The following is a 24,707-nucleotide window of genomic DNA, read 5'->3' as shown; positions in this document are numbered from 1 at the left end:
ATATCCCACAAATGACGAGTTTGCAAAACCATTTTTTGGTCGCAATGCCGGCACTAGATGATGAATATTTCGCGCGCTCGGTAACCTACATTTTAGAACATAATGATCAAGGTGCGATGGGGATCGTTATTAACCAACCTTCCCCCATGACGCTGTTTGATGTGATCAAACAAACCGATGCAAATGCAGAGGTTGATGAGCATAAGCGTGAACAGATTGTGGTGTTTGGTGGCCCGGTCAACCAAGACAGAGGATTTGTTCTACATAGTATTCAATCAGGGTGGAATTCAAGCGCCAAGCTAAGCAGCGAGATTATGGTGACAACGTCAAAAGATATTCTCTCTGCTATCGGTAATGAGCATGGCCCACGCCAGTCTATGCTTGCACTTGGCTATGCCGGTTGGGACGCCGGTCAACTTGAGCAAGAAATTCAAAGCAATGCTTGGCTAACCTTAGAAGCCGACCAAGAGATTCTCTTCAACACGCCTATTCATAAAAAATGGCAAGCAGCGGTTAACAAACTTGGCGTGGATGTTTGGCAGCTCACGCAACAAGCAGGACATGCCTGAGTGGAAAATCAGACCGCCTTGGCATTTGACTTTGGCATGAAAAGCATTGGCGTTGCCCTTGGTCAAAGGATAACGAGCACCGCTTCTCCCCTTGCTGCATTAAAAGCGCAAGACGGCATTCCAAACTGGGATGTGGTGGCTAAAACGATTGGAGAATGGCAGCCGCAGGTGCTTATCGTAGGGCTTCCGCTTAATATGGACGGTACGCCTCAAGACATTACCAATAATGCTAAAAAATTTGGCCGACGCCTCGCGCACAAATACAATCTACCGGTGCATTTTCAAGATGAGCGACTTTCTACCGTTGAGGCGAAAGCAAGGCTGTTTGAGTTAGGTGGATATAAAAAGCTGAGTAAGGATAAAGTCGATAGCGTTTCGGCGTGTCTGATCTATCAAAGCTGGCTATTAAATAGCTAAACCGCTCTTGGGCTTTCGCAATTCCAACAAATTCTAAACTGTGGTTCGTTCGTTTGTTCGCAAGAGCCACAAGTCCAATCAATGGGCTGCACATCCTTAGCTTCCACATCTTGCTCAAACTCTGCCATCAGCGCCTTTGCTTTTGGCTCCCACTCTGAATCTAGCAGCCACACTTCAGGTAGCGCTTCATGATGCGGGATTTCTCCGCTAGCACCGGCAATAAATTCATTTTTGATGGTGCACGGAATACCGGCTTCATCCAATAGAGTATAAATTTGGCGTACTTTGAATTGGTTAAAGTCTTTGTAAAATCGCTTCATACACCCTCTCTTTTTCAGATCTTGATTATCTTATGCACCTGACAAGTCAGCGCTTGAGCAAGTGTACGCTTAAGTCATATTCAAACAAGCACTAATAATAGACCAACTTGCAGGTACCTGGATTTCACCAATACGCTATAAAAACAAAAAAAGGCAGTGAATTGCTTCACTGCCTTTTTTTGAATATCTTGACAGACCTAATCTAAATCAATAGACACATTGCTTAGAGAACCAAGCGGGCTTCCAAAAGATTTACTATCGAGTTTTATCATCAAGCGCAAGTCATTAGGTGAATCAGCGTGATGCAGTGCTTGCTCTTCGTTAATCTTGCCTTTCTTGTACAAGTCGTAAAGCGCCATATCGAAGGTCTGCATGCCTAATTCACGTCCCTTCATCATCGCTTCTTTAAGCGCGCCCATTTCATTGCGTTGAATGAGATCTGAGATGAGCGGAGAGTTTAATAAAATCTCTATCGCCGCAACACGCCCCTTACCATCAATCGTCGGCACCAATTGCTGAGCAACGATGGCACGAATGTTTTGACTCAAGTCATAACGTAGTTTTGGATGAAGTTCAGAAGGCGCCAAGTGCATGATACGTTCAATCGCCTGGTTAGCATTGTTCGCGTGCAGTGTAGCCACACATAAATGCCCCGTATCTGCAAATGACATTGCATATTCCATGGTTTCCATAGAACGAATCTCACCAATCAAAATAACGTCAGGCGCTTGTCGAAGCGAGCTTTTAAGCGCTTCATCAAACGATAGAGTGTCAATCCCCACTTCACGCTGCGTGACGATACAGTTACGGTGAGAGTGCAAGAATTCGATGGGGTCTTCAATGGTGAGAATATGCCCAAATGAATTTTCGTTTCGATGGCCGATTAAAGCGGCTAGCGAGGTTGATTTACCCGTGCCGGTGCCGCCAACAAACAACACAAGCCCCTTTTTCGCCATTATGATGTCATTCAAAATAGGCGGTAGTCCTAAACTGCTCGCTTTTGGAATTTCCATCACGATCCGTCTTACGACCATGCCCGCAGCATCACGCTGCCAAAAAGCAGAACAACGAAAACGGCCTACATCAAAAAGGCTGACTGCAAAGTTACATTCCTTTTCGTGTTTAAAGTCTTCTTGCTGCTCATCGTTCATGGCTTGATGCACTATCGACAGTGCATCTTCTTTATTTAAGCGGTCTTCAGAAAGTGGTTCTAGTTTACCATTTACTTTTACGCTCACCGGCATACCCGCGGTAACGAATAAGTCTGATGCACCTCGGTTGACCATTTCTTTTAAGCATTCGTCTAATGTAATCATAACTTTTACTCAAGTTTCCTTGCTAAGCGTCTATTAGGTGTTTTTATCAATTGATTTCGCTGCTGCATCTTGCTGTGAAATAATGCCTTGTGCAACCAACCTTTGTAAACACTGATCCATGGTTTGCATGCCGTGAGCCTGCCCAGTCTGGATCACAGAATACATCTGCGGCACTTTGTCTTCACGGATCAAGTTACGAATTGCCGGAATACCCAACATAATCTCATGCGCGGCAACACGACCACCCCCCACTTTTTTCAATAGTGATTGCGAGATAACCGCTCGCAAAGATTCAGATAACATAGAGCGTATCATAGATTTTTCCGCTGCTGGGAACACGTCAATGATACGGTCAATGGTTTTAGGTGCGGAGTTTGTATGTAGCGTACCAAATACCAAATGCCCAGTTTCTGCAGCCGATATCGCTAAGCGAATCGTTTCTAAGTCACGCAGCTCACCTACCAGAATAACATCAGGGTCTTCCCTCAATGCGCTACGCAGCGCGTTATTAAAGCTGTGGGTATCACGATGCACTTCGCGTTGGTTAATCACGCACATCTTGTTTTGATGAACGAATTCTATGGGGTCTTCGATAGTCAAAATATGTTCACGTTTGTGTGAATTGATGTAATCAATCATCGCCGCAAGGGTGGTACTTTTACCCGAACCAGTGGCTCCGGTTACCAAGATAATGCCTGTAGGCTGGTTGATGATCTTTTTGAAAATTTCAGGCGCGCCTAAGTCATCTAACGAAAGAATCTTACTGGGGATCGTCCTTAAAACCGCGGCAGCACCTCGGTTTTGGTTAAATGCATTTACCCTGAAGCGAGACAGCTCTGGAATTTCAAAAGAAAAGTCTACTTCGAGGTTTTCTTCGTATTCTTTACGTTGGCTATCATTCATGATGTCATATATAAGGCTGTGCACGTCTTTATGACCTAATTCATCGACATTGAGTCGACGCATTTCGCCGTCTACACGAATGATGGGTGGCAAACCGGATGTTAAATGTAAATCTGAGGCGCCGTTTTGTACACTGAAGGCGAGTAGTTCGTTAATATCCAAAACTGTATTCTCCAAGAGTTTAAGAGGTTTTATTCGTTACAATGACAGCATCAACTTCACCAATTGCTGACAATTTACATCAGGTTCGCGTATTAATCGATGCAGCTGCAACTGCGTGCTCGCGCAACCCTAAAGATATTCATTTACTGGCGGTAAGTAAAACCAAACCAGTATCAGATATTCTGCTTGCGTATGAAAATGGACACCGTGATTTCGGTGAAAACTACGTGCAAGAAGGCGTTGAAAAAATCCAACAGCTTAAACAATATTCAGACATCCTTTGGCACTTTATCGGCCCATTACAATCAAACAAGAGTAAATTTGTTGCTGAATATTTTGATTGGATGCATTCAGTCGACCGTTTTAAAATAGCAAAACGCCTGAATGATCAGCGCTCAGTATACCAAAAGCCACTAAATATCTGTATTCAAGTGAATATTGATGATGAGTTAAGCAAATCTGGCGTGGCCCCGTCAGAGGTTTTACCGCTATTAAAGGAAGTCAGTTCCCTTGACCGCATCAAATGCCGAGGCCTTATGACCATCCCTGAGGCGAGTAACGACATTGACCATCAGCGACAAAGCTTTGCACAAATGCAGGCATTATTTAACCAATGCAAGGCTATTTATCCTGAATTCGATACACTCTCAATGGGCATGAGTAACGACTTAGCCCTTGCAATTGAGCATGGCAGCACCATGGTAAGGGTAGGCACAGGTATTTTTGGCGCGCGAGATAAATAAACTAATGCGCAAAAGTCACCTTCCATCGATGTAATAAAATAGGAGTCACATGAGCGTTAAGAAAATCAGTTTTATTGGTGCAGGCAACATGACCAAAGCCATTATTGAGGGCTTAGTAGCCAACGGTTATAAGGCCGAGCATATTATGGCCAGTAACCCTAGTCGGCCAAAACTTGATATATTAGCCAACGAACTGAACATTCATATTACCCAAGACAATGCAGAGGCGATTGCTTTTGCTGATGTAGTGATTATGGCTGTAAAACCGCAACTGATGGAGACGGTATGCAAAGACATGCTATCTCGCGCAACTGTTGATGACAAACTGGTCATTTCTATCGCCGCAGGCATTAGCGCCAAACGTTTCAGTGAAATGCTCGGCGGGCATGAGCGCGTTGTCAGAGTAATGCCAAACACGCCTTCATCGTTAGGCCAAGGTATGAGCGGAATCTACGCACCATCAAACGTGACTCAGCAAGATGCCGAATTCACCGCCTATATCATGGACCATGTTGGTAAAACCCTTATTGTTGCTCAAGAAGACGATATTGATACGGTGATTGCGGCAGCAGGTAGCTCTCCAGCATACTTTTTCTTAATTGCACAGTGTATGCAGGAAGAAGCGATAAAAATGGGCCTCACCGCAGATGATGCACGCCTTCTTGTGCAACAAGCCATGCTCGGTAGCGCGCAAATGATGGTGGCCAACCCAGATGTATCGCTTGAAACACTACGCAAAAACGTAACGTCAAAGGGCGGTACTACCGCAGAAGCCGTGGCAAGCTTGCAAAAAAACAATATAGCGCACATATTAAGTGACGCAATGCGCTCAGCGGTAAAACGCGCATCGCAAATGACTCAAGAATTTTAATGGAACTTAAGTAGCATGACGGCAACTAATTTTTTAATCAGCACCCTGTTTGACCTGTATTTAATGGTCATCATTCTTCGTTTGTGGTTGCAATTGGCCCGAGCAGATTTTTATAACCCTTTTAGCCAATTCGTTGTAAAAGCCACCCAACCGGTTGTCGGCCCGTTGCGCAGAGCAATACCCTCCATAGGTGCGCTTGATACTGCCACACTGCTGTTTGCTATTGTTATTGCAGCGCTTAAAGTCATTACGCTAAATATCATTTTTGGTGGTGGCTTCCCTCCCATCGTACCGCTAGTTTTTGCCTCTGTTGGCATTTTTATTGGGCAAGTGTTGAGCTTGGTATTTTGGTTGTTAGTCATTAGGGCCATATTAAGCTGGGTAAGCCAAGGCAATAACCCTATCGAGTTTGTGATGCATCAATTAACCGAGCCACTGCTTGCGCCAATCAGAAAAGTTTTACCGGCAATGGGAGGTTTGGACCTCTCGGTATTAGTGGCTATTTTGGCCATTCAATTTATTCGCTTATTGTTAGGCGACATCTTTGGTCCATTTATCTAAACGTAACCCTCAAGGAGACGACTCATGGCAAATTCGCTAAACAAACTATATATCTTAGCAAGTGTGTTACTGCTGCTTGTGGGTGCAAGTAACGTTGCGCAGGCGGAACAAAAGAAGGTGTTAGGTGAATGGGATGTTCACTATATCGTTATTCCCAGCACATTTTTAACGCCCGAAGTCGCTCGCGCAAATGACATCAGACGCTCAGATACCAATGCCTTAGTTAACATCTCCGTACTTAGCAGTAAAACCAAAGAAGCCCTTGAAGCCACTGTGACTGGCAGTGCCCGAAACCTATTGGGCACCACAAAGCCATTAACGTTTAAAATGGTAAAAGAAGGCGACGCTATATATCACCTAGCAACCGTAGCTTTTGATGACAAAGAAGTATTGCGCTTTGAAATCGACTTACAGCAAGGCAACACAACGCAAGTGCTGCGCTTTCAACAAAAGATGTATTCGGAGTAATCCGTTTTACGTAGTTGAACGAGGCGCGTCAACAGGCAGGTAATGCGTTTGGATGAACTCGATATATTCTTGTTCGTCCACAAAACGCCCGCCACAGGCCTCAAATTCTTCACACTGCTGTTGCGTAGGTAAAGTAAAATATGTGTCACTTGGGGATTGTTCAGAGCATTCTAAAACGTCGCCTTGATTAAGCGTATTAACCGCCTCCAATATAGTTTTTACTCCCTGCTCATACAACGCTAGTACATGCCATAAATACGACTTGCTCGCGTTAGTCTGTATGGTTGACACCTTGATTATTTTGCCGGTATCAATGCTACCGTCCTCTATTAAATGAAGCGTTGTACCAATCTCAGAATCCGCGTTTTTGAGCGCCCAAAATGTCGCCATTACGCCTTTGTATTTGGGCAGAATGCCAGAATGAAGGTTTAACACGCATTTTGAAGGAATATTGATAGCGTCGTTTTTTAAGATTGCGCCGTAGCGAATGGATACGATGATATCGGGAGACAACACTTTAAGCTCTGCTACAGCCTGAGGGCTGTTTATCTGATTGACTTCTTTAACCTCAGAGCATAAAAACTGGCCAAGGCCATCAAAACCCAAAAAGCCTTGCGTACTGCTCAATGCGCGATGAACAAGGGTGTTAAACAAGTCTTGTTCGAAAAACTTAAGGTTTTGCAGCTGTTTGGGCCGCTGGGTATTTCCTCCGACCTTTGCTGATAGCCACAAATGCGTTTCATGGCTTTTTGAAAGTTCAGGCAACAGTTGATTGAGTGCGAAGTTGCTCGCTAAGTCTCGATTGGCAAGACACAATATCTTCATTACATTTTCACAGTATTTTAAACTCACACGCGGTTAGCTGCCCGCATTTCGTTCAGATGATGAGCTATTGCTCTGGGCGCAAAAATACATACTCAGTTTCTGAGCTACTCGCCTCATCAAAACGATATCCAGCGGTATCGAACCCTTTTAGTTGCGCAGCGTCGTTAAGCTGATTTTCAATCACGTAACGTGCCATCATGCCGCGAGCTTTTTTCGCATAAAAGCTGATGATTTTGTATTTGCCGTTCTTTTCATCTTTAAACACCGGCGTAATCACCATGGCATCTAACGCTTTTTTCTTCACAGCTGAAAAGTATTCATTTGACGCAAGGTTGACCAACACATTATCCCCTTGCGCTGCGATATCGTCGTTCAGCATATTTGTGATGTCGTGATCCCAAAACTCGTATAGCGACTTCGCCCCCGGGGTTGCGAGCTTGATGCCCATTTCTAAACGGTACGGCTGCATTAAATCAAGTGGACGCAGCACGCCATAAAGGCCAGATAATATACGCAAATGTGATTGTGCAAAGGAAATCGCCTTTTCATCAAGGGTAAGGGCATCTAAGCCCGTGTAAACGTCTCCGTTAAAAGCAAACATAGCAGGGCGAGCGTTGCTTGAATCAAATGGCATAGAAAAACTGTTAAAGCGCTCGGCGTTAAGCACGGCTAATTTATCGCTAATACCCATTAACGAGCTAAGGTCGGCTGGAGATAATGTTCGGCACGTCTCAAGCAAAGTTTTAATGTGCGACTCAAATCGAGGTTGCGTGCTTTTTACTTCTGGAAAGCTAGATTTGTAGTCAAGATTCTTAGCAGGAGAAACCACTAACAGCATATGTCGTTACCTTTGGGGCTTTGTGAATGAATATACATAAGTACGCGAGATATTAAGATTATGACCAAGCAAAAAAGACAATGCAATCATTGTTCAAACAAAGTCGTTTATGTCTTGCCAATGCCTCGCAAACTAGCGATTTTTAGTGTCGGCCCATATATTCAAGTAATTCCCAGCAAATATGATCAAGGCACCGACAAACACCCAAGCATCCAGCGCCTCGTTGTAGAACATCATGCCGACCAGCGCAATAAGCGGCAGACGGACAAAATCTAATGGCGCTACAATCGTGGCCGGCGCTAAGGTTAACGCCTTAGTGATACAAAAGTGCGCCAATAGGCCACAACACGCAAGCAGCATTAAAAGCGGCATGTCACTTAAGTGAGGCAGCGCAACATCACCATCATATCCTGCGCAAACAAGACCAAACACCAACTGCATAGCGCACAAATACAGTAATATGGCCGAGATACTCTCGGTTTTGGTTAAGCGCTTAGTAAACACGTAAGTTAACGCAAAGAAAAAAGCGCATGCGGCGGCAGCAATAATCCCAGGGTGCAAATTATCTACACCGGGCCTCGCGACTATCAATATACCTGTAAATCCCATTGCGCCAGCGATCATGCGCATGCGCGTAAGGTGCTCACCTAGTAGCAATGGTGATAACAGCAGTACCCACAACGGGGTGGTAAATTCCAACGCAAATACTTGAGCGAGCGGCACAACCGACAAAGCATAAAACCATAAGTTTTGACCGGTAAAATGAAAGATGTTTCTCAAAAAATGGCTTCGCCAGGCCTTTAAACCGATATTTCGGTACGCGCCCGTTAGGTAAATAATGACCAATATAATCACCAGCGCAATCGCTGAGCGATGCAGCATAATTTCAAAGGTATCAAAACCGTCACTTAGCTCACGTCCAGATACTGCCATAGCGCTTAAGCTGAAGATTGCGCCCAGCATCCACAAGGCCGCTTTAATAGATGGATTCATTCAACAAAATAGTCATTAGAGCATACTGATGCATGGCCCAGTTAGCAGATAAGTTTTCATGGCTGTGAACGTTACCACATAAATTCAATATTTATCATAGTCATTACCCTGAATAACTTGCTATCCTTGTTACATACTCGTTATTAATCTTTGTTCAGGAATGTTATGTCAAACCAATTGGAATCCTTGCGCGCCCTTACAACCGTAGTAGCAGATACTGGTGATATTGAAGCCATTAAAAAGTATCAACCGGTTGATGCAACTACCAACCCGTCTTTGCTATTAAAAGCCGCTGCGCTCCCGCAATACGAAAACCTCATTACTGCGGCTATTGAATACGGTAAAAGCCAAGCATATGAATCGGCCCAGCAAATCAAGAAAACCTGTGATTATCTTGCGGTTGCCATCGGCAAAGAAATTGTTGATGTTATCCCTGGGCGCATCTCTACCGAGGTAGACGCACGTTTATCATTTGATACGCAGGCAACTATCGACAAAGCGCATGAATTAATTGCGTTATATAAAGATGCTGGCGTGGATAAGTCGCGCATATTGATTAAAGTGGCATCAACGTGGGAGGGCATAAAAGCCGCAGAAGTACTCGAAAAAGAAGGTATTAACTGCAACCTCACATTATTGTTTAGCTTTGCCCAAGCAAGAGCCTGCGCAGAAGCCGGCGTGTTTCTTATCTCTCCATTTGTTGGCCGAATTTTAGACTGGTACAAAAGTAAATCTCCAGATCAAGACTTTAGCGGTTCAAACGACCCGGGCGTGCAGTCGGTAAGCAACATTTATCAGTACTACAAAGAACATGGTTATAAAACTGTTGTGATGGGCGCAAGCTTTAGAAATACCGGAGAAATAATTTCCCTTGCAGGTTGTGACCGTTTAACCATCAGTCCACAGCTACTTGAAGAACTCGGACAAACTTCTGGAGAGCTAACGCCTATGCTAGTCGATAATGGCGCAACTAAAACGCCAAGCGAAAGACTATCTGAAGCAGCGTTTCGATGGGACATGAATCAAGACGCAATGGCAACCGAAAAACTGTCAGAGGGCATTCGTAACTTCGCGGCAGACCAAGTAAAACTGGAAGAATTATTGCTCGCTCGTTTTTAAATTCAACTAGACTTACATCGTTAACCTTTCAATCAAAACGGTAAGGATTTGCTATATGCACAAGCTTCGCAAAACTGAGGCATGGTCAACACTCGAAAATTTAGCGCCATTGGTTAAACGTCACCATATGCGCGACATGTTTGAAAAAGACCCCGATAGAGCGAAAAAATACACATTAAAGGTTGGCGGCATCACCTTAGATTATTCTAAAAACCGAGTCACACAAGAGGTGCTCGATACCCTTCTCGCGCTTGCTGAACAGTGCAACGTTAAACAAAAAATTACCAATATGTTTGCTGGGCAACAAATTAACACTACGGAAAAGCGCGCTGTACTGCATACCGCGCTACGTAACTTTTCAGACAAGCCGGTGTACGTTGACGGCGAAAACGTCATGGCGGATGTACACAACACCTTAAAGCGTGTCCAAACGTTCACCAAAAAGGTGCACAGCGGCGAACACACTGGCTACACCGGCAAGTCCATTAATACTATTGTCAGTATTGGTATCGGCGGTTCCTTCTTAGGGCCCAAAATTGTGACTGAAACCCTAAAACCTTATTGGAAAAAGGGCATCAAAACTCACTTTGTCGCCAATGTAGACGGTTGTCACATTCAAGATGTACTTAACAGCATAAATGTCGAACGCACCCTGTTTGTCATGTCTTCTAAGTCCTTTTCTACTCAAGAAACGCTGCAAAATACCCTTACCGCTAAGGCATGGTTTTTAGCCCAAGGCGCTCAGCAATCCGATATCGCAAAGCACTTTGTTGCGGTATCGTCAAATGTTGCAGCGGCCCTTGATTTCGGCATGGCAAAAGAGAACGTCTTTCCTATGGCCGACTGGGTAGGCGGACGATATTCATTGTGGTCTGCTATTGGCTTACCCATTAGTCTTGCGGTTGGCTTTAAACATTTTGAGGCGCTCTTAAAGGGTGCATACGAAATGGATTGTCACTTACAAGATGCTCCTTTTGAGCAAAACCTGCCGGTAATACTCGCAATGCTTGGAGTTTGGTATCGTAACTTTATGGGCGCACAGTCTCATGCCCTTCTCCCGTATTATCACTACATGCGAGGCTTTCCCGCTTACGTTCAGCAACTAGATATGGAGAGTAATGGCAAATCAACCACGCTCGATGGACGCACCGTCGACTATGGAACGGGGCCTATTATTTGGGGGAGCGAGGGAACCAATGGTCAACATTCGTTTTACCAACTAATCCATCAAAGTAATTTGCCAATACCGGTCGATTTTATGTTTCCATTAAAGGTGCACAATCAAGACGAAACGCACCATAATATGCTCGCTTCGAACTGTTTTGGGCAGGCACAAGCACTAATGCAGGGCAAAACCTTCGAAGAATGCCTTGATGACATCAGTACATCAAACCTTTCTGAAGCTGAAAAATTAAGTCTTGCAGCCCACAAAACCATGCCTGGCAACCATCCGAGCAATATGCTGTTATTCGATGAAGTGAATCCTCATACGCTTGGCTCACTTATTGCTTTGTATGAACACAAGGTCTTGGTGCAAGGATGCGTTTGGGGTTTAAATTCGTTTGATCAATGGGGTGTTGAGCTAGGTAAAGTACTAGGCAACGATGTGTTCGATATGATTGAGGGTGAAATGAGCCTAGACAATATTGATGCATCAACAGCACAACTAATTAAACAATTTATTAACAAACGCTAGCGTTAGGCTCATCCTCTTTATAAAAGGGGCTAGAGCATAAGTTAAAGCTCCTTTCAGCATCGCCTTGTCATAAAAGGTTAACAAATACTTAACGTATTTTATTTATTTTATTAGACTTTTGTGGTACAAAATAGACAGTGTAGAACGATGCAAACGTGCAACAATCTACCAACAGTTCGATGTAGCTGATAGGAGCATCCTCAATGGATTCAGTAGAAATTCTTTCCGTGATTAACAACGAAACTCGTCCTAACAAAGGTAAATCTAAAAAAAGAAAATGGCGTGAAATTGAAGCCATTAAAGACAAATATCGCCTCAAGCGCGAACTAACAGAAATGGATGTTGGTCTTGAGCTAGAGCTAGAACAACTCGCAAGATAACGCGCCTTTTTAAGGCTCTATTTGCCAGTTAATAGGCACTTTACCAGCGCTAATGAGCAACTCGTTTGTCTGACTGAAGTGCCTACAACCTAAAAAACCTCTGTGAGCCGATAACGGTGAGGGATGTGGTGCATTTAGAATAAAGTGCTTGTTGGTATCAATCAGCGTGCTTTTCTTCTGGGCAGGCGCCCCCCATAGCAAAAATACCAGTGCGTCAGCGTGTTCGCTTAGCGCTTGAATAACACGATCGGTAAAGCGTTCCCATCCCTTGTTTTTATGCGAGTGTGCTTCTGAATCCCTAACGGTCAAAACAGTATTGAGTAAAAGTACGCCTTGCTGCGCCCAGCCGGTTAACTCACCATGCGATGGCATCACAAAGCCATCGATGTCTTGGCTAAGCTCCTTATAAATATTGCGAAGTGAAGGCGGGATTTTATTGCCTTTTTTTACCGAAAAGCTCAAGCCATGAGCTTGATTGGGCCCATGGTAAGGGTCTTGCCCCAAGATCACGACCTTGCAGTTATCGGCGCTACAAAGTTTAAAAGCATTAAAAACATCGGCGCTAGGCGGATATACGATTTTGCCGTCATTGCGCTCTTTTTCAACAAAAGCAAGTAACTCAGTGAAGTAGGCCTGCTCTTTTTCTTCACCGATTAATGCTTGCCAAGTTACGCTCACCGGCCTTCCTACTTATTCCCTAAGGTTTCAAACATATAGGCTTTTAAATCATCGTATTGAGGACCTAACTGACCAGCCAATGAAGCTTTACTTGCGCAATCTACCAAAGCTTGCGGTAACGCGATGGGCTGTCCTAAAACGTTCTCCACTGTTTCTCGGAATTTTGCGGGATGCGCAGTGCCAAGGAAGATGCCTACTTCGTCGTCATGCAATTGTCTGCTCAATGCGCGATAGGCGATAGCAGCATGTGGCTCAGTAATGTAACCAAGCGCTTGCAACTGTTTCATTGCCACTTGCGTATAGTCCTCATCGACAGACTCACCCGTTAGCAAAGCCTTGTCAAAATAGCCCTTCTCTACCAATGCCTCGATGCGTGGCCAGTTATTGGGCTGGCTGACATCCATCGCATTGGAAATGGTAGGAACCGTTGGCTTTGGATCCCACTTTCCATTGACTAAATAACGCGGCACCGTATCGTTAGCGTTGGTTGCGGCAATAAAGCGCTTGATGGGTAAGCCAAGCGTTTTTGCGATGATACCGGCTGTTAAGTTACCAAAGTTTCCGCTTGGCACCGCAAACACCGCCTGTGTGCGCTTATCTTTTGGTAGTTGGGAAATAGCTTCAAAGTAATAACATACCTGAGCCAATAGGCGGCTAATGTTAATCGAATTGGCAGAGTTTAAATGCAGGCCGTCGCGTACATCTGGATCGTCAAATGCGGTTTTTACCAATTGCTGGCAGGCGTCAAAGTCACCCTCAATAGCCACCGTATGAATATTGCCACCTAAGGTAGTAAAGAGCTTTTCTTGTAGCGGACTGATTTTACCTTTTGGGAACAATATCACAACGTCAATATTCTCAATACCATGAAACGCATGGGCAACAGCTGCGCCCGTATCACCTGAGGTAGCAGTTAAGATCGTGATGGGCTGACCTTTGCTGATATTTGACAGCGTTTGCGCCATAAAGCGACCGCCAAAGTCTTTGAAAGCTAAAGTAGGCCCATGAAACAGCTCTAAACTGAATATATTGCCTGTTACATTGACTAAAGGCGCATCAAAGTTAAATGCTTGGGATATCAACTCGTCCACCAAATCTGGTGCTAGTTCATCGCCAATTAGGTGCTTTAATATCTGCTGCGAGCGCTCTATCAAAGGCATGTCTAATAAGCCATCGATATTACTCATCGGCTGTAAGTCGGTGGGAAAGTACAAGCCTTGATGCTTTCCTAAGCCCTTTTTAACTGCTTGGGAAAATGAAACCTTGTCTGTAGCATCTTTTAAATTTTCTAATTGCACCTGTTTTGTCCTTTACCTTAGCGTTACGCTGAAATATGACGAGCACCAATGGTGTCGATGTGACATATATGGCTAAAGCCATCGTCATTTTGAATGTAATGTATATTTAACCAAGTTTGCATGCGTTTAGCATCATCTAAATTGTTAGCAACGGCAAACACCGTTGGGCCAGAGCCAGAAATGCCAAAGGCTATACCGTTTTGCGCCATGCAATATTCGCGCGCTTCATCAAATTTCGGAAGCAGCGTTTTTCTATGCTTTTCAGCAATAACATCCTGCATGACGCTCGCTGCAAGGGCCTTTTCACCGCTGTGAAGCGCATGCACAAACACACCAATTTGCCGACCAAACGTGAGTGTCGTACCGAGTTCGTATTGTCTTGGTAAGATGTCTCGGGCGGCTGCGGTTGATACGCTGAGCCCTGAATAACAAACCACCCAGTACCAGTCATCAAACACCGGCAGTTTGCTGCATACTGGATTGTCTTGCCCGGTCATCAAAGTCATCCCGCCAACATAACTTGGGGCCACGTTGTCATAGTGGATACTGCCGCTAATTTGCCCCTCTAACTCACCCATCATTACTAGCAGCGTATCTTCGTCAAAGGGCTTACCCGCATGTTCGTTTAGCGCATAGAATGCGGCAACAATAGAAGACGCGCTTGAACCTAAACCACTGCCAATAGGCAATGCTTTGTGTAAATGCATAGCCACCTTTAGTAAAGGTTTGTTGTGACTCGCTAAAGCTTGTTGAAAAAAATCATAGCAGCGGGTCACGATGTTATTACTCGCGCCACTGGGCAAGCGTGAAGCAAACCGGCCATCAACGCTTAGTGCAAAACTTTCTGCATTTTTTACTTCAACCCAATCGCCCATCTGCTCGCCATCTACCGGCGAGAGTGCAGCTCCGAGTAAATCAAAGCCTAAACTGACGTTGCCGATAGAGGCCGGAGCAAACGCTCGCGTTCTGGCCATTAGCGATACTCCTGTTGGGTAGGCGTGGTGCGCAACAAGTCAGCAAATACACCTGCAGCGGTAACTACCGCGCCTGCACCGTAGCCACGAATCACATATGGGATTGGCTGATAATAGCGCGAGTGTATCGCCAGCGCATTCTCCCCATCTTTGACTGCCGCTAATGGATGACTTAAGTCGACAGCTTGAATGCTCACCGTGCACTTGCCGCCTTCTATCGCGCCAACATATCGCAACACTTGGTTGTTTGCTTTGGCGTGTTCAATTCTTTTTTGTAGCTGCGCATCAAGCTTAGGTAAGTTTGCCATAAAGGTGTCAATGTCGCCTGTGGCATCAAAATCATCCGGCAGCACCGACTCAATTTCAATATCGCTAAGCTCAAGACACATGCCCGACTCGCGCGCCATAATAAGCAGCTTACGAGCCACATCCATACCTGACAAGTCGTCGCGCGGATCAGGCTCTGTAAAGCCGTTTTGCTTGGCAATGTTAGTCGCTTCAGACAAACTTAAGCCTTCGTCTAACTTGCCAAATACAAAAGACAACGACCCTGACAAAATCCCTTCAAATTTGCGCAGCTCATCACCTGCAATCACCAACTTCTGTAAATTATCAATCACCGGCAGTCCGGCACCAACGGTTGTTTCGTACAAATACTGGCGCTTATTATCAAGCGCGGTTTGATGGAGCGCCAAGTAACGCTCAAACGAAGATGTATTGGCTTTCTTATTGGGGGTGACTACATGAAACCCAGCATCCATCATAGCAAGATACATATCGGCTATCTCTTGGCTGCTCGTACAATCGACAATCACTGGGTTGGTTAAACTATGGGCTACAACAAAGTCAGTCAAACGCTCTAGCGATAAAGGTTTATCGGCTTGAGCGAGCTTGTGTGGCCACTCGTTGTTCATGCCAATACCGTTTGCGTCTAACAAGCAGGCTTTACTGTTTGCTATGCCATACACGGTCAGTTTTATATTCTTTTCAAGAAGCTTGCTCTGTTGTTGAGCAATTTGCGCCAACAGCTCTTTTCCGACCAAGCCACAACCAATAAAGAACGCGTCGATGGTATTGAGCTGGGCAAAAAAGTTTTGATGAATAACTTTCACCGCTTTTTTAGCTTTATCGTTATCGATTACGGTAGATATTGAACGCTCTGATGAGCCTTGTGCAATCGCGACGTTGTTCACCCGAGCTTGGGCTAGCGCATTAAAGAATTTTGCAGCAAGTCCCTTTGAATGACGCATGCCGTCACCTACTAAGGTCACAATCGCCAGGTTTTCGCGTACTTCAATTGGCTCAAGTAGATGGTTGCTCAACTCTAATGCGAAGTTCTCCTCAAGCAGCTCCAGTGCCTTATGAGAGTCTTTATGGGCAACACAAAAGCTGATGCTGTATTCTGATGATGACTGCGTGATCAGAGAAATCGAGATATTCCCTTTTGAAATGACATCAAAAATGCGACTTGCCATGCCCACCATGCCCTTCATGCCCGGGCCTGAAATATTAAACATCACAATATCTTCAAGATGCGATATGCCTTTCACACTGGTCCAAAGCGTACTCTTTTCGTGGCTGATGAGCGTGCCTGGAGCTGCGGGGTTGAGTGTGTTTCGAATTAAGCAAGGAATACCAAATTGAGCTATCGGACCGATGGTTTTAGGATGAAGTACTTTGGCGCCAAAATAAGACAGCTCCATGGCTTCTTGATACGTCAGCTTATCGAGCAACACCGCGCCATCTACCTGATTAGGATCGGCATTATAAACACCGTCAACGTCTGTCCAAATTTCGCAGCAGCTAGCGTTAATGCATGCGGCAAGAATAGCCGCGGAATAATCAGAGCCGTTGCGTCCTAGGGTAACTTTTTCGCCATCTTCATTAGCCGCAACAAACCCAGGCATAATTAATAAATGACTGCCACTTGCATCAACATCACTGAATTTAGCGCGGCTAATGTCTAACTGCGCCAAGCTATCTAAGTAATCACCGCTCGCTTGCACGTAATCCACTGGGTCTAAAATAATGTTATCAATGTTGTGTGCATGCAGTATCTCGCTAAAGATGCGCACGCTCACATACTCCCCCATACTCAAAATGCTTGCGGTGACTTGGTCTGGACAAGATGCAAGCAACTTAATGCCTTGTAATTGTTGCGACAGCAAGCTTAGTTTTTGTTCAATAAACGCTGAAAGGTCATCGTAGTTTAAGTTAGGCAAGAGGGTATGAAGTTCGGTGGCAATACTTGTGAGGGTCATATTGAGTTTGGCTAATAGCTCGCCATAATCCTTGCCGCTTTGGGCTTGCTCACATAACAAAGAAAGTGCATTTGTCACGCCCTTTGGCGCAGATAGAACAACTGCGGCCCCTTCTGTCTTGTGGGTCGATTGGCTAATTTCATATACCCGCAGGTAACGTTGTGCGTCAGCCAAAGACGAACCACCAAACTTTAACACCTTCATTAGAGACTCCTCGCTCTTTAATTACTCGTTATACCGCTAACCATTTGAATTAATTTACACTTTACACCAACAAAAAAGCCCGCATTGTGCGGGCTTTCGTTAACTAAACTTGTGACACAAGCTAACGACCGCCCTCAAAAAAGGTGGTAATGGTCATAATACGCATCATGTCGTTAGTAATTGATCTTATGTTCATGCCGTCAATTTGCCGTATAGACGTCTAAATGTCAACTAGGAAAATGAAATTGTGTGGGGTAAATGGTAGGTTTTTATTGAAACAAAATATTTGACCCACAATTTCTGACCACTAAGGCTTGCTCAAGTGAACTGGCTACTCGCTTTGGTTCGGCTGTGTTTTTCGGCTCCAACAGATTGCGATATGTTTAACTGCCCAATATTTGCTAAAGGATGGCGTGTTAGTTCAATGTAATGTTCCTTGTGCAACTATCAATCCTTAATACATTTGTGGGTGCACGCACGAGTTTGTTAATCTCACTTTAGTCGTAATTTGCCAGCTCATACTGGCGAGATGAGTGAAAATCAGGTACAAACGGCTCAAGACAATTTTTACATCGGCATCCATGTTGTTAGACCAGGTTCAAACAGAAGAAGAAACGGCAAAAAAGCTCGCGTATCAAATATTAAGCGGCTTCGACAAATCCTATCGTTGGTATAGCCGCATTACCGCGGGTGCTCAAGAGCGTTTTGAACGTTGCCAATGGACGCAGTCGCAACAAGCGATAAAAGAACGTATCACCATCTATCATCAAAGCCTCTCGGAAGTGGTGACCGATGTTTATCAAACCATACCGCCGCATCAATTGCCCGACTCATTTTGGATTGCGACTAAAACGCACTACAGCAAGCTATTAAGCGACCATCCGCAGTTTGAGCTAGCAGAGACCTTCTATAACTCGGTTATTGGACGCATTTATCGACATCAAAAAATTGATGACAAAGTGATGTTTGTTTTGCCAAGTCGATGCTACCTGCCAGGCCCCGGCCGCCACAAGGTCGTCAATAGCTTTGACACATCAACAACCGTAAGAGGGATGTATGAAGCGATATTTGATACCTATCGCTTTAAAGTCCCCTTTGATGACTTTGCACTGGATTTAGAGAATCTCGAAACAGCGTTGAGAAAGAGGTTAAACAAAGCGCAATTGGCCTCGGTTCACACCGTAGAAGTACTCAAACCGGTATTCTATCGCGGCAAAGCCGCATACCTAGTGGGCAGAATTTGCATGCCCGACGAAACACTTCCTTTTGTCATTGCCCTGCAGATGACCGAAATGAACACCTTGATGGTCGACGCACTACTGACAGAGCGTGCACATATGAGCGTTATTTTCGGATTTGCGCGTTCGTATTTTATGGCGCAAACCCAAAACCCTGCTGAAGTGGTCGCTTTTCTGCAAGAGCTCCTTCCTCATAAAAAGCACTTTGAGCTTTACATGTCCCTAGGCTTTTATAAACACGGGAAAACTGTGTTTTATCGTAATTTTTTGCAGCATTTAGACAATAGCGACGACAACTTTGAACTGGCACCAGGAATTAAAGGCTTGGTGATGGCGGTATTTCATCTGCCTTCTTATGGCGTAGTATTTAAAATTATTCGTGATGAATTTGCAGAAAGTAAAAAAATCACTCGTGAGCATGTAAAAGACTGCTATCGACTCGTTAAAATGACCGACCGCGTGGGACGCATGGCTGATACGCACGAGTATGTGAACTTTTCTTTGCCAAGGGCGCGCTTCGACGAAACCTTGCTCACTCACCTACAAGATACTTGTGCAACGAGCATTGAAGTAAAAGAAGATGAAGTGATCATCAAACATATGTACATAGAAAGACGAATGACGCCGCTAAACCTGTACTTACAGCATGAAACCGATGAAGAAAAGGTAAAAAGCGCCATTAACGATTTGGGTTTATGTATCAAACAGATTGCCTATGCGAACATATTTCCAGGCGATATGCTGCACAAAAATTTTGGCATAACCAAAACTGGTCGCGTCATATTCTATGATTATGACGAGATATGCTACATGGACCAGCCGAACTTTAGAGAAATTCCAAAATCTGACGACCCTTATGCCTTAGATACTCTCTCTGTGGCGCCAAATGATGTTTTCCCAGAACAATTTGAGCATTTTATCGTCGGTAAGAAACACCTAAAAGACTTATTGCGTGAATATCATAGTGAACTTTTTAGCCCGCAATATTGGCGTCAGGTACAAAGCATTGCGAGTAAAGGCGTCATTCAAAACTTTACGCCCTACCCGCCTCATATTCGCTTTAGGCAAGATTAAAAAAGAAGCACGTAGTGTGCAACAACCGTTGCCATTGCTAACACCCAAATAACACTTCTAGCAATGTGCCAGTTACCCCAGTAGCATATCAAATAGATGAACCTGAGTAACACAAAGGCAATACATAACTGCACGGTATACAAATTGTGTGAATCGAGGGCTAATACTAGCAACACCGTTGGCGCAAAAAAACATATCGCTTCAAAACTGTTTTGCTGCGCTGCACTTGCTCTGGCACCTAAGCCTTCTAAGCGATTTTGCTGGCTGCGTGGATGTCGATTGTCGTATTTACCTTCTTTATGCATCATCACAACTAAAGGGATTTTTGCCACCAGAGGCATAAACACGACTAACGCCATACATATGATGATAACAAACACATTATGTTCCTTTTATGGTTAAAAGCTGTATCTTATCTAATAGAAATTCAAGGTTAACAGTTATTTTATGGCTATGAAATTACTCATTGTTGAAGACGAACCTACCGTTGCAAACTTTATCGAGCTAGGCTTGACCCAGGCGGGTTATACTTGTGAACTTGCACGTGACGGCAAAACAGGCCTGCAGCTAGCGCTAGATGGCGCTGCACAAGACACATATTCGGTCATTATATTAGATCGCATGCTTCCAAAAATCGACGGTCTAGACGTATTAAAGCAGCTCAGAGAAAACGACGTTACTACACCTGTTTTATTTTTAAGTGCAAAAAACAAAGTAGAAGATAAAGTGACAGGGTTGAGAGCGGGTGCAGATGATTATTTAACCAAACCCTTTGCATTTGAAGAGTTGTTAGCGCGTATTGAAATTTTAGGTAGCCGTGCAAGTACGTCGTCTGCCTCGCAAACAGAAATGACGATGGGTGAGCTCAAGCTAGACCTCATAAACCGCAAGGTCGTAAGAGAGGGTCAAGAAATTGATCTTCAATCTAAAGAGTTCAAGCTCCTTGAGTATCTCATGCAAAATGAAGATAAAATAGTAACGCGCACGATGCTGTTAGAAAAAGTATGGGAATATAACTTTGACCCGCAAACAAACGTCATTGATGTTCACATTAGCCGCTTACGCAACAAAATTGATAAAGGGTTTTCTTACCCCATGATTGAGACAATTCGCGGTGCCGGTTACAAAATTAGTAGCCAATCTTAAGCGAGTTTATTAGTCCATGCGCGCAATCCAGGCATATACAAAAAGCTCCAGCTTTATTGTTAGTTTTATTTTTACCTCACTGCTTTTGCTTGGCGTTGGATTTAACACCTATGTGCTTACCGTCGCTAACGATGATCTACTGATAAGCGAAACCCAAGCGGCAATCTCAGCTGATATCGGCGGCTTTCGAAGTTTGTATACGGCAGCGGGAAGAAGTGCGGTTATTCAAGCTTTAGAAGATCGCATAAACAGCATCAACAACGGCTTTTTGTACTACCTCAAAGATAACAATGGCCGCTATATTGCTGGCAACCTTGCCACTTGGCCCGACTCAGACGTAGTCCCCATTAAAAATGGATTACTGGAAATCGAAGTAGATATGCGTCCCGATCAAGGACGATTCGCCAGTCGCGGACAGCAAGAAACAGCCATTGCGATGGTCATGGAATTTGGCAACAAAGACACTTTACTTATCGCGCGTAGTGTACAAGACATTGAATTTGCCGTAAAACTTGCGCGAACCTCATCGTCTATATTGATTGTTATCGTGTGTATCATTTCTATATTGAGTATTGTGGTTGCCTACTATGTGGTAAGCCGAATTAATTTAATATCTGAAACCGCAGATGAAATCATTTCAACAGGTAACTTAAATGATCGATTGTATGTAGATAGTAGTTGGGATGATTTAAGTAAGCTTACCCTCGCCCTAAATCGTATGCTCGAGAAAATACAGCAGTCTGTGAACAATATTCAAAGTGTCTCCGACAGCATTGCACACGACCTTAGAACCCCTCTTACTCGCTTAAAGTCACACATTGAGCAACTTCCGAATCAAGACGATAAGTACGCCCTCATCGAAGAGTGTGACAAACTGCTAGATATCTTTAATTCACTATTAAGAATAACGGACATTGAATCTAGCGCCAAACGCTCAGGTTTTGAGCAAACCGACATCAGTATGGTAGTTGAGGACGTCATCGACCTGTATCAGCCGATTATCGAAGACAAAGCCATTAAACTAGGCACTACAATCGAACCCAACTTAATGTTACATAGCGACAAAAACCTTCTTTTTCAGGCCTTTGCGAATGTGCTGGATAACGCGGTGAAATTTACGCCCGCTAACGGCACTATAAACATTAGCATCACACAAGACAAACATTTAAACGCCTATAAGTTTAGCGTGGATGATAGCGGTATAGGTGTTAACGAAGAAGTCATTGATAAGCTAACAGAACGCTTCTATAGAGAAGATAAGAGCCGCACAGCGAGCGGCAATGGGCTAGGGCTCAGTTTGGTCTCGGCTATTGTTAGCCTCCACAACGGCGAAATAGTGTTCTCAAAAACGCATATAGATACGCCGTCAGGCTTGTGCTGCACATTCACGCTACCGGTAGAGGGCAGCGCCAAATGATTATTGTTTTTGCATAAAGATAGTCACTTCGGCCATTACGATACCGAACTTTTTAATGTAAGAGCGATTCATCATTGTGTTTTCATCAAACGCCCAAAACCAATCGTCAAAGTTGACACGGTACGTGGTGCCATCAACGTCCAAATCCATCTCGTAAGCAAAACTAAATGCATTGCCATAAGAGGTGCCTGTTGCGGGGCCGGCGATGTCACCTGCGTTGCCGGTATAAGTGCCGTCAGCGTTTTTGGTTAAGGTCCATACACGCTTTAAAGGTCCATCCCCTACACCGTATTGAAATGTCTCATCAAGAATGAGTTTGTCATCTTCTTTATAACCGTCGATATCAACGATGAATCGTTGCACAACATTACCAGACCTATCTTGTACAATTCCCCATGCAGTGACTTTGCCATCAAAGAATGACTCTAACTCGAACGCGGGCTCGACGTTCTCATAAGACTCACCGTCGATAGATACCGAACACGCTGACAGTGCAAGCACAGCAGCACCAGCGGCAATAAATTTGCGCACAGCGCTTAATGACTTCTTCATATCCCTACCTTCTAATCTTATCGTGCTGAGCCAAGCAACTGCTCGCGTATTTCGGGCTCTGACGTTTTTTCAGACAACCAAATATTGAAAAACCACTGACTAAACTCCGGATCAGTAATGGTGCCGACTTTCTGATCGTTAAAATAGAAGTGGCTATTGGCGGCCGAATCGACTACGCCGGTGAGGTTTTCGCCTTCGTTGACGTTAGGAAACACCTGCTCCATTTTTTCGTACCATTTCGCGAGTTTCACCTCGTCGGTCATACCTTGCTTGCGCATTTCGTCAATGCTTCTGCTCGCTATACTCTTTCCCTTGAAGTCACGCAAATAAGTTAATGAGAGCGCGAATGGCTTCTGTGGGTCAAACTTACCATCGGGCGCAATGAGTTGCGCATCATAAATATCCCAAAACATCACTTCTAGGCGTGCTTCGCCGACTGGCTTGGGATTTTCGATGTAGGTTGACACTGCTTTAGCGTCTATAATAAAAGATACCCATACAGCGAGGGCTAGGAGATACTTAACTTGCATAATTTTTTCCTCGTAATCATGTATGTATTAACGCACACATACAGGCTTTTAGATCATTAAGATTTCGTAATGCCAGAGTACTTAGCGGGTAAACATGGACAAACCAAAACGTTTCTTACTTATTCGGATGTAAATTTACATTTTTGCAACAAAATAAAAGGTTAAAAGGTTGGTAACCACTTACATCGATAACATAGCGAATAGCCTTGAAATCGCTACCCCGTCTCCTTTACAGGCGTTATCTGTGCGCGTTAACAAATCGCCTGTCACGCTATGGTGCAAGCGTGATGATTTGCTCCATCCGGTTATCAGCGGTAACAAATGGCGTAAACTACAAATCATACTCGCTAACAGCGTGACGAATAATATTCAGCATATGGGAAGCTTTGGTGGTGCATATTCAAACCACTTACACGCCATGGCATATGCGTGTTATCGGCTGAATATCGCATTTACTGCATTTGTTCGTGCGCATCCTGAAAGCCCCCTTACGCCCACCCTTGCAGATATTATTCGCTGGGGAACAAACATAGAGTACCTAAGTCGAGAAGATTATCGCAAACGCGAACACGAGCTGTGGCTCAAAGACATATGCACCACCCATTCGATCGACACACTTGTTCCCGAAGGTGGCTCACATCGCGACAGTATGGCTGGCGTCGCCACTATTATGACGGAGCTAGCGACACAGGCGTCATTGCCGTTTGACAATATCATACTGCCGGTAGCAAGCGGCGGCACCATGGCGGGATTAATACAACACGTTAAACGCCATAAACTACCCACGCGTATTATTGGTATCGCTGTGCTGAAGGGAGAGGGGTACTTAGAAGACAAAGTCCAAACATTGCTAGAACAATCCAACGATGTTGGCACAACAGCATCTGCCGGAAACTGGAAGATTCTCCATCGCGCTAACTTTCATTGTGGGGGGTACGCAAAGAGCTCAATTCAACAAAAATCCTTCCAATCACAATTTTTTTTAGAGCACCAAATTGCTCTAGACACGGTCTACAACACAAAGGCATTTTTCGCGGCACATCAACTACTTGAAAGTGGTGAGCTAAAAAAACAGCAGCGTAATTTAATTGTGCATACAGGTGGAATGCAGGGAGAGCGTACATAAAGCACACAATTTTTACTGAACTTTTTAT

The 24,707-nt window shown here is 44.4% G+C and carries 26 protein-coding genes; 13 read left to right on the top strand and 13 right to left on the bottom strand.

The features are described 5' to 3' along the window. The first annotated feature begins 11 nt into the window (after positions 1–11). Together KJ365_RS06095 and ruvX are read left to right on the top strand one after the other, a co-directional pair. Entirely contained in the window at positions 12–569 is a 558-nt protein-coding gene (locus KJ365_RS06095) for a YqgE/AlgH family protein (RefSeq protein ID WP_214451303.1), read from the top strand. Next, entirely contained in the window at positions 570–986 is a 417-nt protein-coding gene (gene ruvX / locus KJ365_RS06090) for a Holliday junction resolvase RuvX (protein WP_214450736.1), read from the top strand. Here the strand turns inward: ruvX and KJ365_RS06085 are convergent. From KJ365_RS06085 to KJ365_RS06075, 3 genes are all read right to left on the bottom strand, one after another. Beyond that, on the bottom strand, positions 983–1,306 hold the full coding sequence (locus KJ365_RS06085) for a putative signal transducing protein (RefSeq protein WP_214450735.1): 324 nt from the start codon (positions 1,304–1,306) through the stop codon (positions 983–985). The two genes, ruvX and KJ365_RS06085, sit on opposite strands and share 4 nt — an antisense overlap. Before the next feature lie 197 nt (positions 1,307–1,503). After that, positions 1,504–2,622 carry a PilT/PilU family type 4a pilus ATPase gene (locus tag KJ365_RS06080; protein WP_250884052.1) on the bottom strand — a complete coding sequence of 373 codons (1,119 nt, stop codon included), beginning with the start codon at positions 2,620–2,622 and terminating at the stop codon, positions 1,504–1,506. A 33-nt stretch (positions 2,623–2,655) separates the two neighbouring features. Next, positions 2,656–3,687 (bottom strand): type IV pilus twitching motility protein PilT, encoded by a 1,032-nt coding sequence (locus KJ365_RS06075; RefSeq protein WP_214450734.1) that lies wholly within the window; start codon positions 3,685–3,687, stop codon positions 2,656–2,658. A 41-nt stretch (positions 3,688–3,728) separates the two neighbouring features. On the opposite strand from KJ365_RS06075, the gene KJ365_RS06070 reads away from it, so the two are divergent. Genes KJ365_RS06070 through KJ365_RS06055 form a run of 4 tightly spaced genes read left to right on the top strand, consistent with a single transcriptional unit; the run spans position 3,729 to position 6,330 of the window. After that, positions 3,729–4,430: a YggS family pyridoxal phosphate-dependent enzyme gene (locus KJ365_RS06070; protein ID WP_214450733.1), complete on the top strand. Its 702-nt coding sequence runs from the start codon at positions 3,729–3,731 to the stop codon at positions 4,428–4,430. A 49-nt stretch (positions 4,431–4,479) separates the two neighbouring features. Beyond that, positions 4,480–5,301 (top strand): pyrroline-5-carboxylate reductase, encoded by an 822-nt coding sequence (proC, locus tag KJ365_RS06065; RefSeq protein WP_214450732.1) that lies wholly within the window; start codon positions 4,480–4,482, stop codon positions 5,299–5,301. Positions 5,302–5,316: 15 nt separating this feature from the next. After that, positions 5,317–5,862, top strand: coding sequence for a YggT family protein (locus KJ365_RS06060; RefSeq protein WP_214450731.1), 546 nt, complete (start codon positions 5,317–5,319; stop codon positions 5,860–5,862). 24 nt (positions 5,863–5,886) lie between these two features. Continuing rightward, a complete protein-coding gene (locus KJ365_RS06055; RefSeq protein ID WP_214450730.1) occupies positions 5,887–6,330 on the top strand; it encodes a DUF4426 domain-containing protein in 444 nt (147 codons plus the stop codon). Between the two features lie 6 nt (positions 6,331–6,336). Here the strand turns inward: KJ365_RS06055 and KJ365_RS06050 are convergent, their stop codons facing one another. The 3 genes from KJ365_RS06050 to KJ365_RS06040 all read right to left on the bottom strand — a co-directional run bounded on the left by KJ365_RS06050 (position 6,337) and on the right by KJ365_RS06040 (position 8,986). Next, positions 6,337–7,155, bottom strand: a complete 819-nt coding sequence (locus tag KJ365_RS06050; protein ID WP_214450729.1) for a formyl transferase — start codon at positions 7,153–7,155, stop codon at positions 6,337–6,339. A gap of 64 nt (positions 7,156–7,219) precedes the next feature. Continuing rightward, complete coding sequence (yaaA, locus tag KJ365_RS06045) at positions 7,220–7,993, bottom strand: peroxide stress protein YaaA (protein ID WP_214450728.1); 774 nt, start codon at positions 7,991–7,993, stop codon at positions 7,220–7,222. A gap of 132 nt (positions 7,994–8,125) precedes the next feature. After that, positions 8,126–8,986 carry a DMT family transporter gene (locus KJ365_RS06040; protein ID WP_214450727.1) on the bottom strand — a complete coding sequence of 287 codons (861 nt, stop codon included), beginning with the start codon at positions 8,984–8,986 and terminating at the stop codon, positions 8,126–8,128. A gap of 165 nt (positions 8,987–9,151) precedes the next feature. Between KJ365_RS06040 and tal the strand changes: the two genes are divergently transcribed. The 3 genes from tal (at position 9,152) to KJ365_RS06025 (ending at position 12,181) form a co-directional block, all read left to right on the top strand. Then, the gene (gene tal / locus KJ365_RS06035) at positions 9,152–10,105 is read left to right on the top strand and encodes a transaldolase (protein WP_214450726.1); all 954 of its coding nucleotides are present in this window, start codon (positions 9,152–9,154) and stop codon (positions 10,103–10,105) included. 55 nt (positions 10,106–10,160) lie between these two features. Beyond that, positions 10,161–11,801, top strand: a complete 1,641-nt coding sequence (gene pgi / locus KJ365_RS06030; RefSeq protein WP_214450725.1) for a glucose-6-phosphate isomerase — start codon at positions 10,161–10,163, stop codon at positions 11,799–11,801. 203 nt (positions 11,802–12,004) lie between these two features. Further along, a complete protein-coding gene (locus tag KJ365_RS06025; RefSeq protein ID WP_214450724.1) occupies positions 12,005–12,181 on the top strand; it encodes a DUF3545 family protein in 177 nt (58 codons plus the stop codon). A 9-nt stretch (positions 12,182–12,190) separates the two neighbouring features. Here the strand turns inward: KJ365_RS06025 and ung are convergent, their stop codons facing one another. The 4 genes from ung to thrA are packed head-to-tail and all read right to left on the bottom strand — an operon-like array spanning position 12,191 to position 17,596. After that, on the bottom strand, positions 12,191–12,859 hold the full coding sequence (ung, locus tag KJ365_RS06020; RefSeq protein ID WP_214450723.1) for a uracil-DNA glycosylase: 669 nt from the start codon (positions 12,857–12,859) through the stop codon (positions 12,191–12,193). Positions 12,860–12,867: 8 nt separating this feature from the next. Beyond that, positions 12,868–14,157 carry a threonine synthase gene (gene thrC / locus KJ365_RS06015; RefSeq protein ID WP_214450722.1) on the bottom strand — a complete coding sequence of 430 codons (1,290 nt, stop codon included), beginning with the start codon at positions 14,155–14,157 and terminating at the stop codon, positions 12,868–12,870. A gap of 23 nt (positions 14,158–14,180) precedes the next feature. After that, positions 14,181–15,131 carry a homoserine kinase gene (gene thrB, locus KJ365_RS06010; RefSeq protein ID WP_214450721.1) on the bottom strand — a complete coding sequence of 317 codons (951 nt, stop codon included), beginning with the start codon at positions 15,129–15,131 and terminating at the stop codon, positions 14,181–14,183. Further along, positions 15,131–17,596, bottom strand: coding sequence for a bifunctional aspartate kinase/homoserine dehydrogenase I (gene thrA, locus KJ365_RS06005; protein ID WP_214450720.1), 2,466 nt, complete (start codon positions 17,594–17,596; stop codon positions 15,131–15,133). Before thrA ends, thrB begins: the two co-directional genes overlap by 1 nt. A 581-nt stretch (positions 17,597–18,177) precedes the next feature. On the opposite strand from thrA, the gene aceK reads away from it, so the two are divergent. Continuing rightward, entirely contained in the window at positions 18,178–19,908 is a 1,731-nt protein-coding gene (gene aceK / locus KJ365_RS06000) for a bifunctional isocitrate dehydrogenase kinase/phosphatase (protein ID WP_214450719.1), read from the top strand. On the opposite strand, the gene KJ365_RS05995 is transcribed toward aceK, so the two are convergent. After that, positions 19,905–20,288, bottom strand: coding sequence for an MAPEG family protein (locus KJ365_RS05995; RefSeq protein WP_214450718.1), 384 nt, complete (start codon positions 20,286–20,288; stop codon positions 19,905–19,907). The two genes, aceK and KJ365_RS05995, sit on opposite strands and share 4 nt — an antisense overlap. A gap of 73 nt (positions 20,289–20,361) precedes the next feature. On the opposite strand from KJ365_RS05995, the gene KJ365_RS05990 reads away from it, so the two are divergent. Both KJ365_RS05990 and KJ365_RS05985 read left to right on the top strand, forming a co-directional pair. Continuing rightward, positions 20,362–21,054 carry a response regulator transcription factor gene (locus KJ365_RS05990; protein WP_214451301.1) on the top strand — a complete coding sequence of 231 codons (693 nt, stop codon included), beginning with the start codon at positions 20,362–20,364 and terminating at the stop codon, positions 21,052–21,054. A 16-nt stretch (positions 21,055–21,070) separates the two neighbouring features. After that, positions 21,071–22,471, top strand: a complete 1,401-nt coding sequence (locus tag KJ365_RS05985) for a sensor histidine kinase (protein ID WP_250884051.1) — start codon at positions 21,071–21,073, stop codon at positions 22,469–22,471. On the opposite strand, the gene KJ365_RS05980 is transcribed toward KJ365_RS05985, so the two are convergent. Next, the gene (locus KJ365_RS05980) at positions 22,472–23,023 is read right to left on the bottom strand and encodes a DUF3833 domain-containing protein (protein ID WP_214450717.1); all 552 of its coding nucleotides are present in this window, start codon (positions 23,021–23,023) and stop codon (positions 22,472–22,474) included. 17 nt (positions 23,024–23,040) lie between these two features. Further along, positions 23,041–23,553 carry a chalcone isomerase family protein gene (locus KJ365_RS05975; RefSeq protein WP_214450716.1) on the bottom strand — a complete coding sequence of 171 codons (513 nt, stop codon included), beginning with the start codon at positions 23,551–23,553 and terminating at the stop codon, positions 23,041–23,043. Positions 23,554–23,722: 169 nt separating this feature from the next. On the opposite strand from KJ365_RS05975, the gene KJ365_RS05970 reads away from it, so the two are divergent. Next, on the top strand, positions 23,723–24,679 hold the full coding sequence (locus tag KJ365_RS05970) for a 1-aminocyclopropane-1-carboxylate deaminase/D-cysteine desulfhydrase (protein WP_214450715.1): 957 nt from the start codon (positions 23,723–23,725) through the stop codon (positions 24,677–24,679). Positions 24,680–24,707: the final 28 nt, after the last annotated feature.

Origin of the sequence: Glaciecola sp. XM2, from assembly GCF_018595715.1 — a bacterium.
In the GTDB taxonomy this organism is placed as follows: domain Bacteria; phylum Pseudomonadota; class Gammaproteobacteria; order Enterobacterales; family Alteromonadaceae; genus Glaciecola.
Note: the sequence above shows the minus strand (reverse complement) of the source record. Positions and strands in the feature narration are given on the sequence as shown.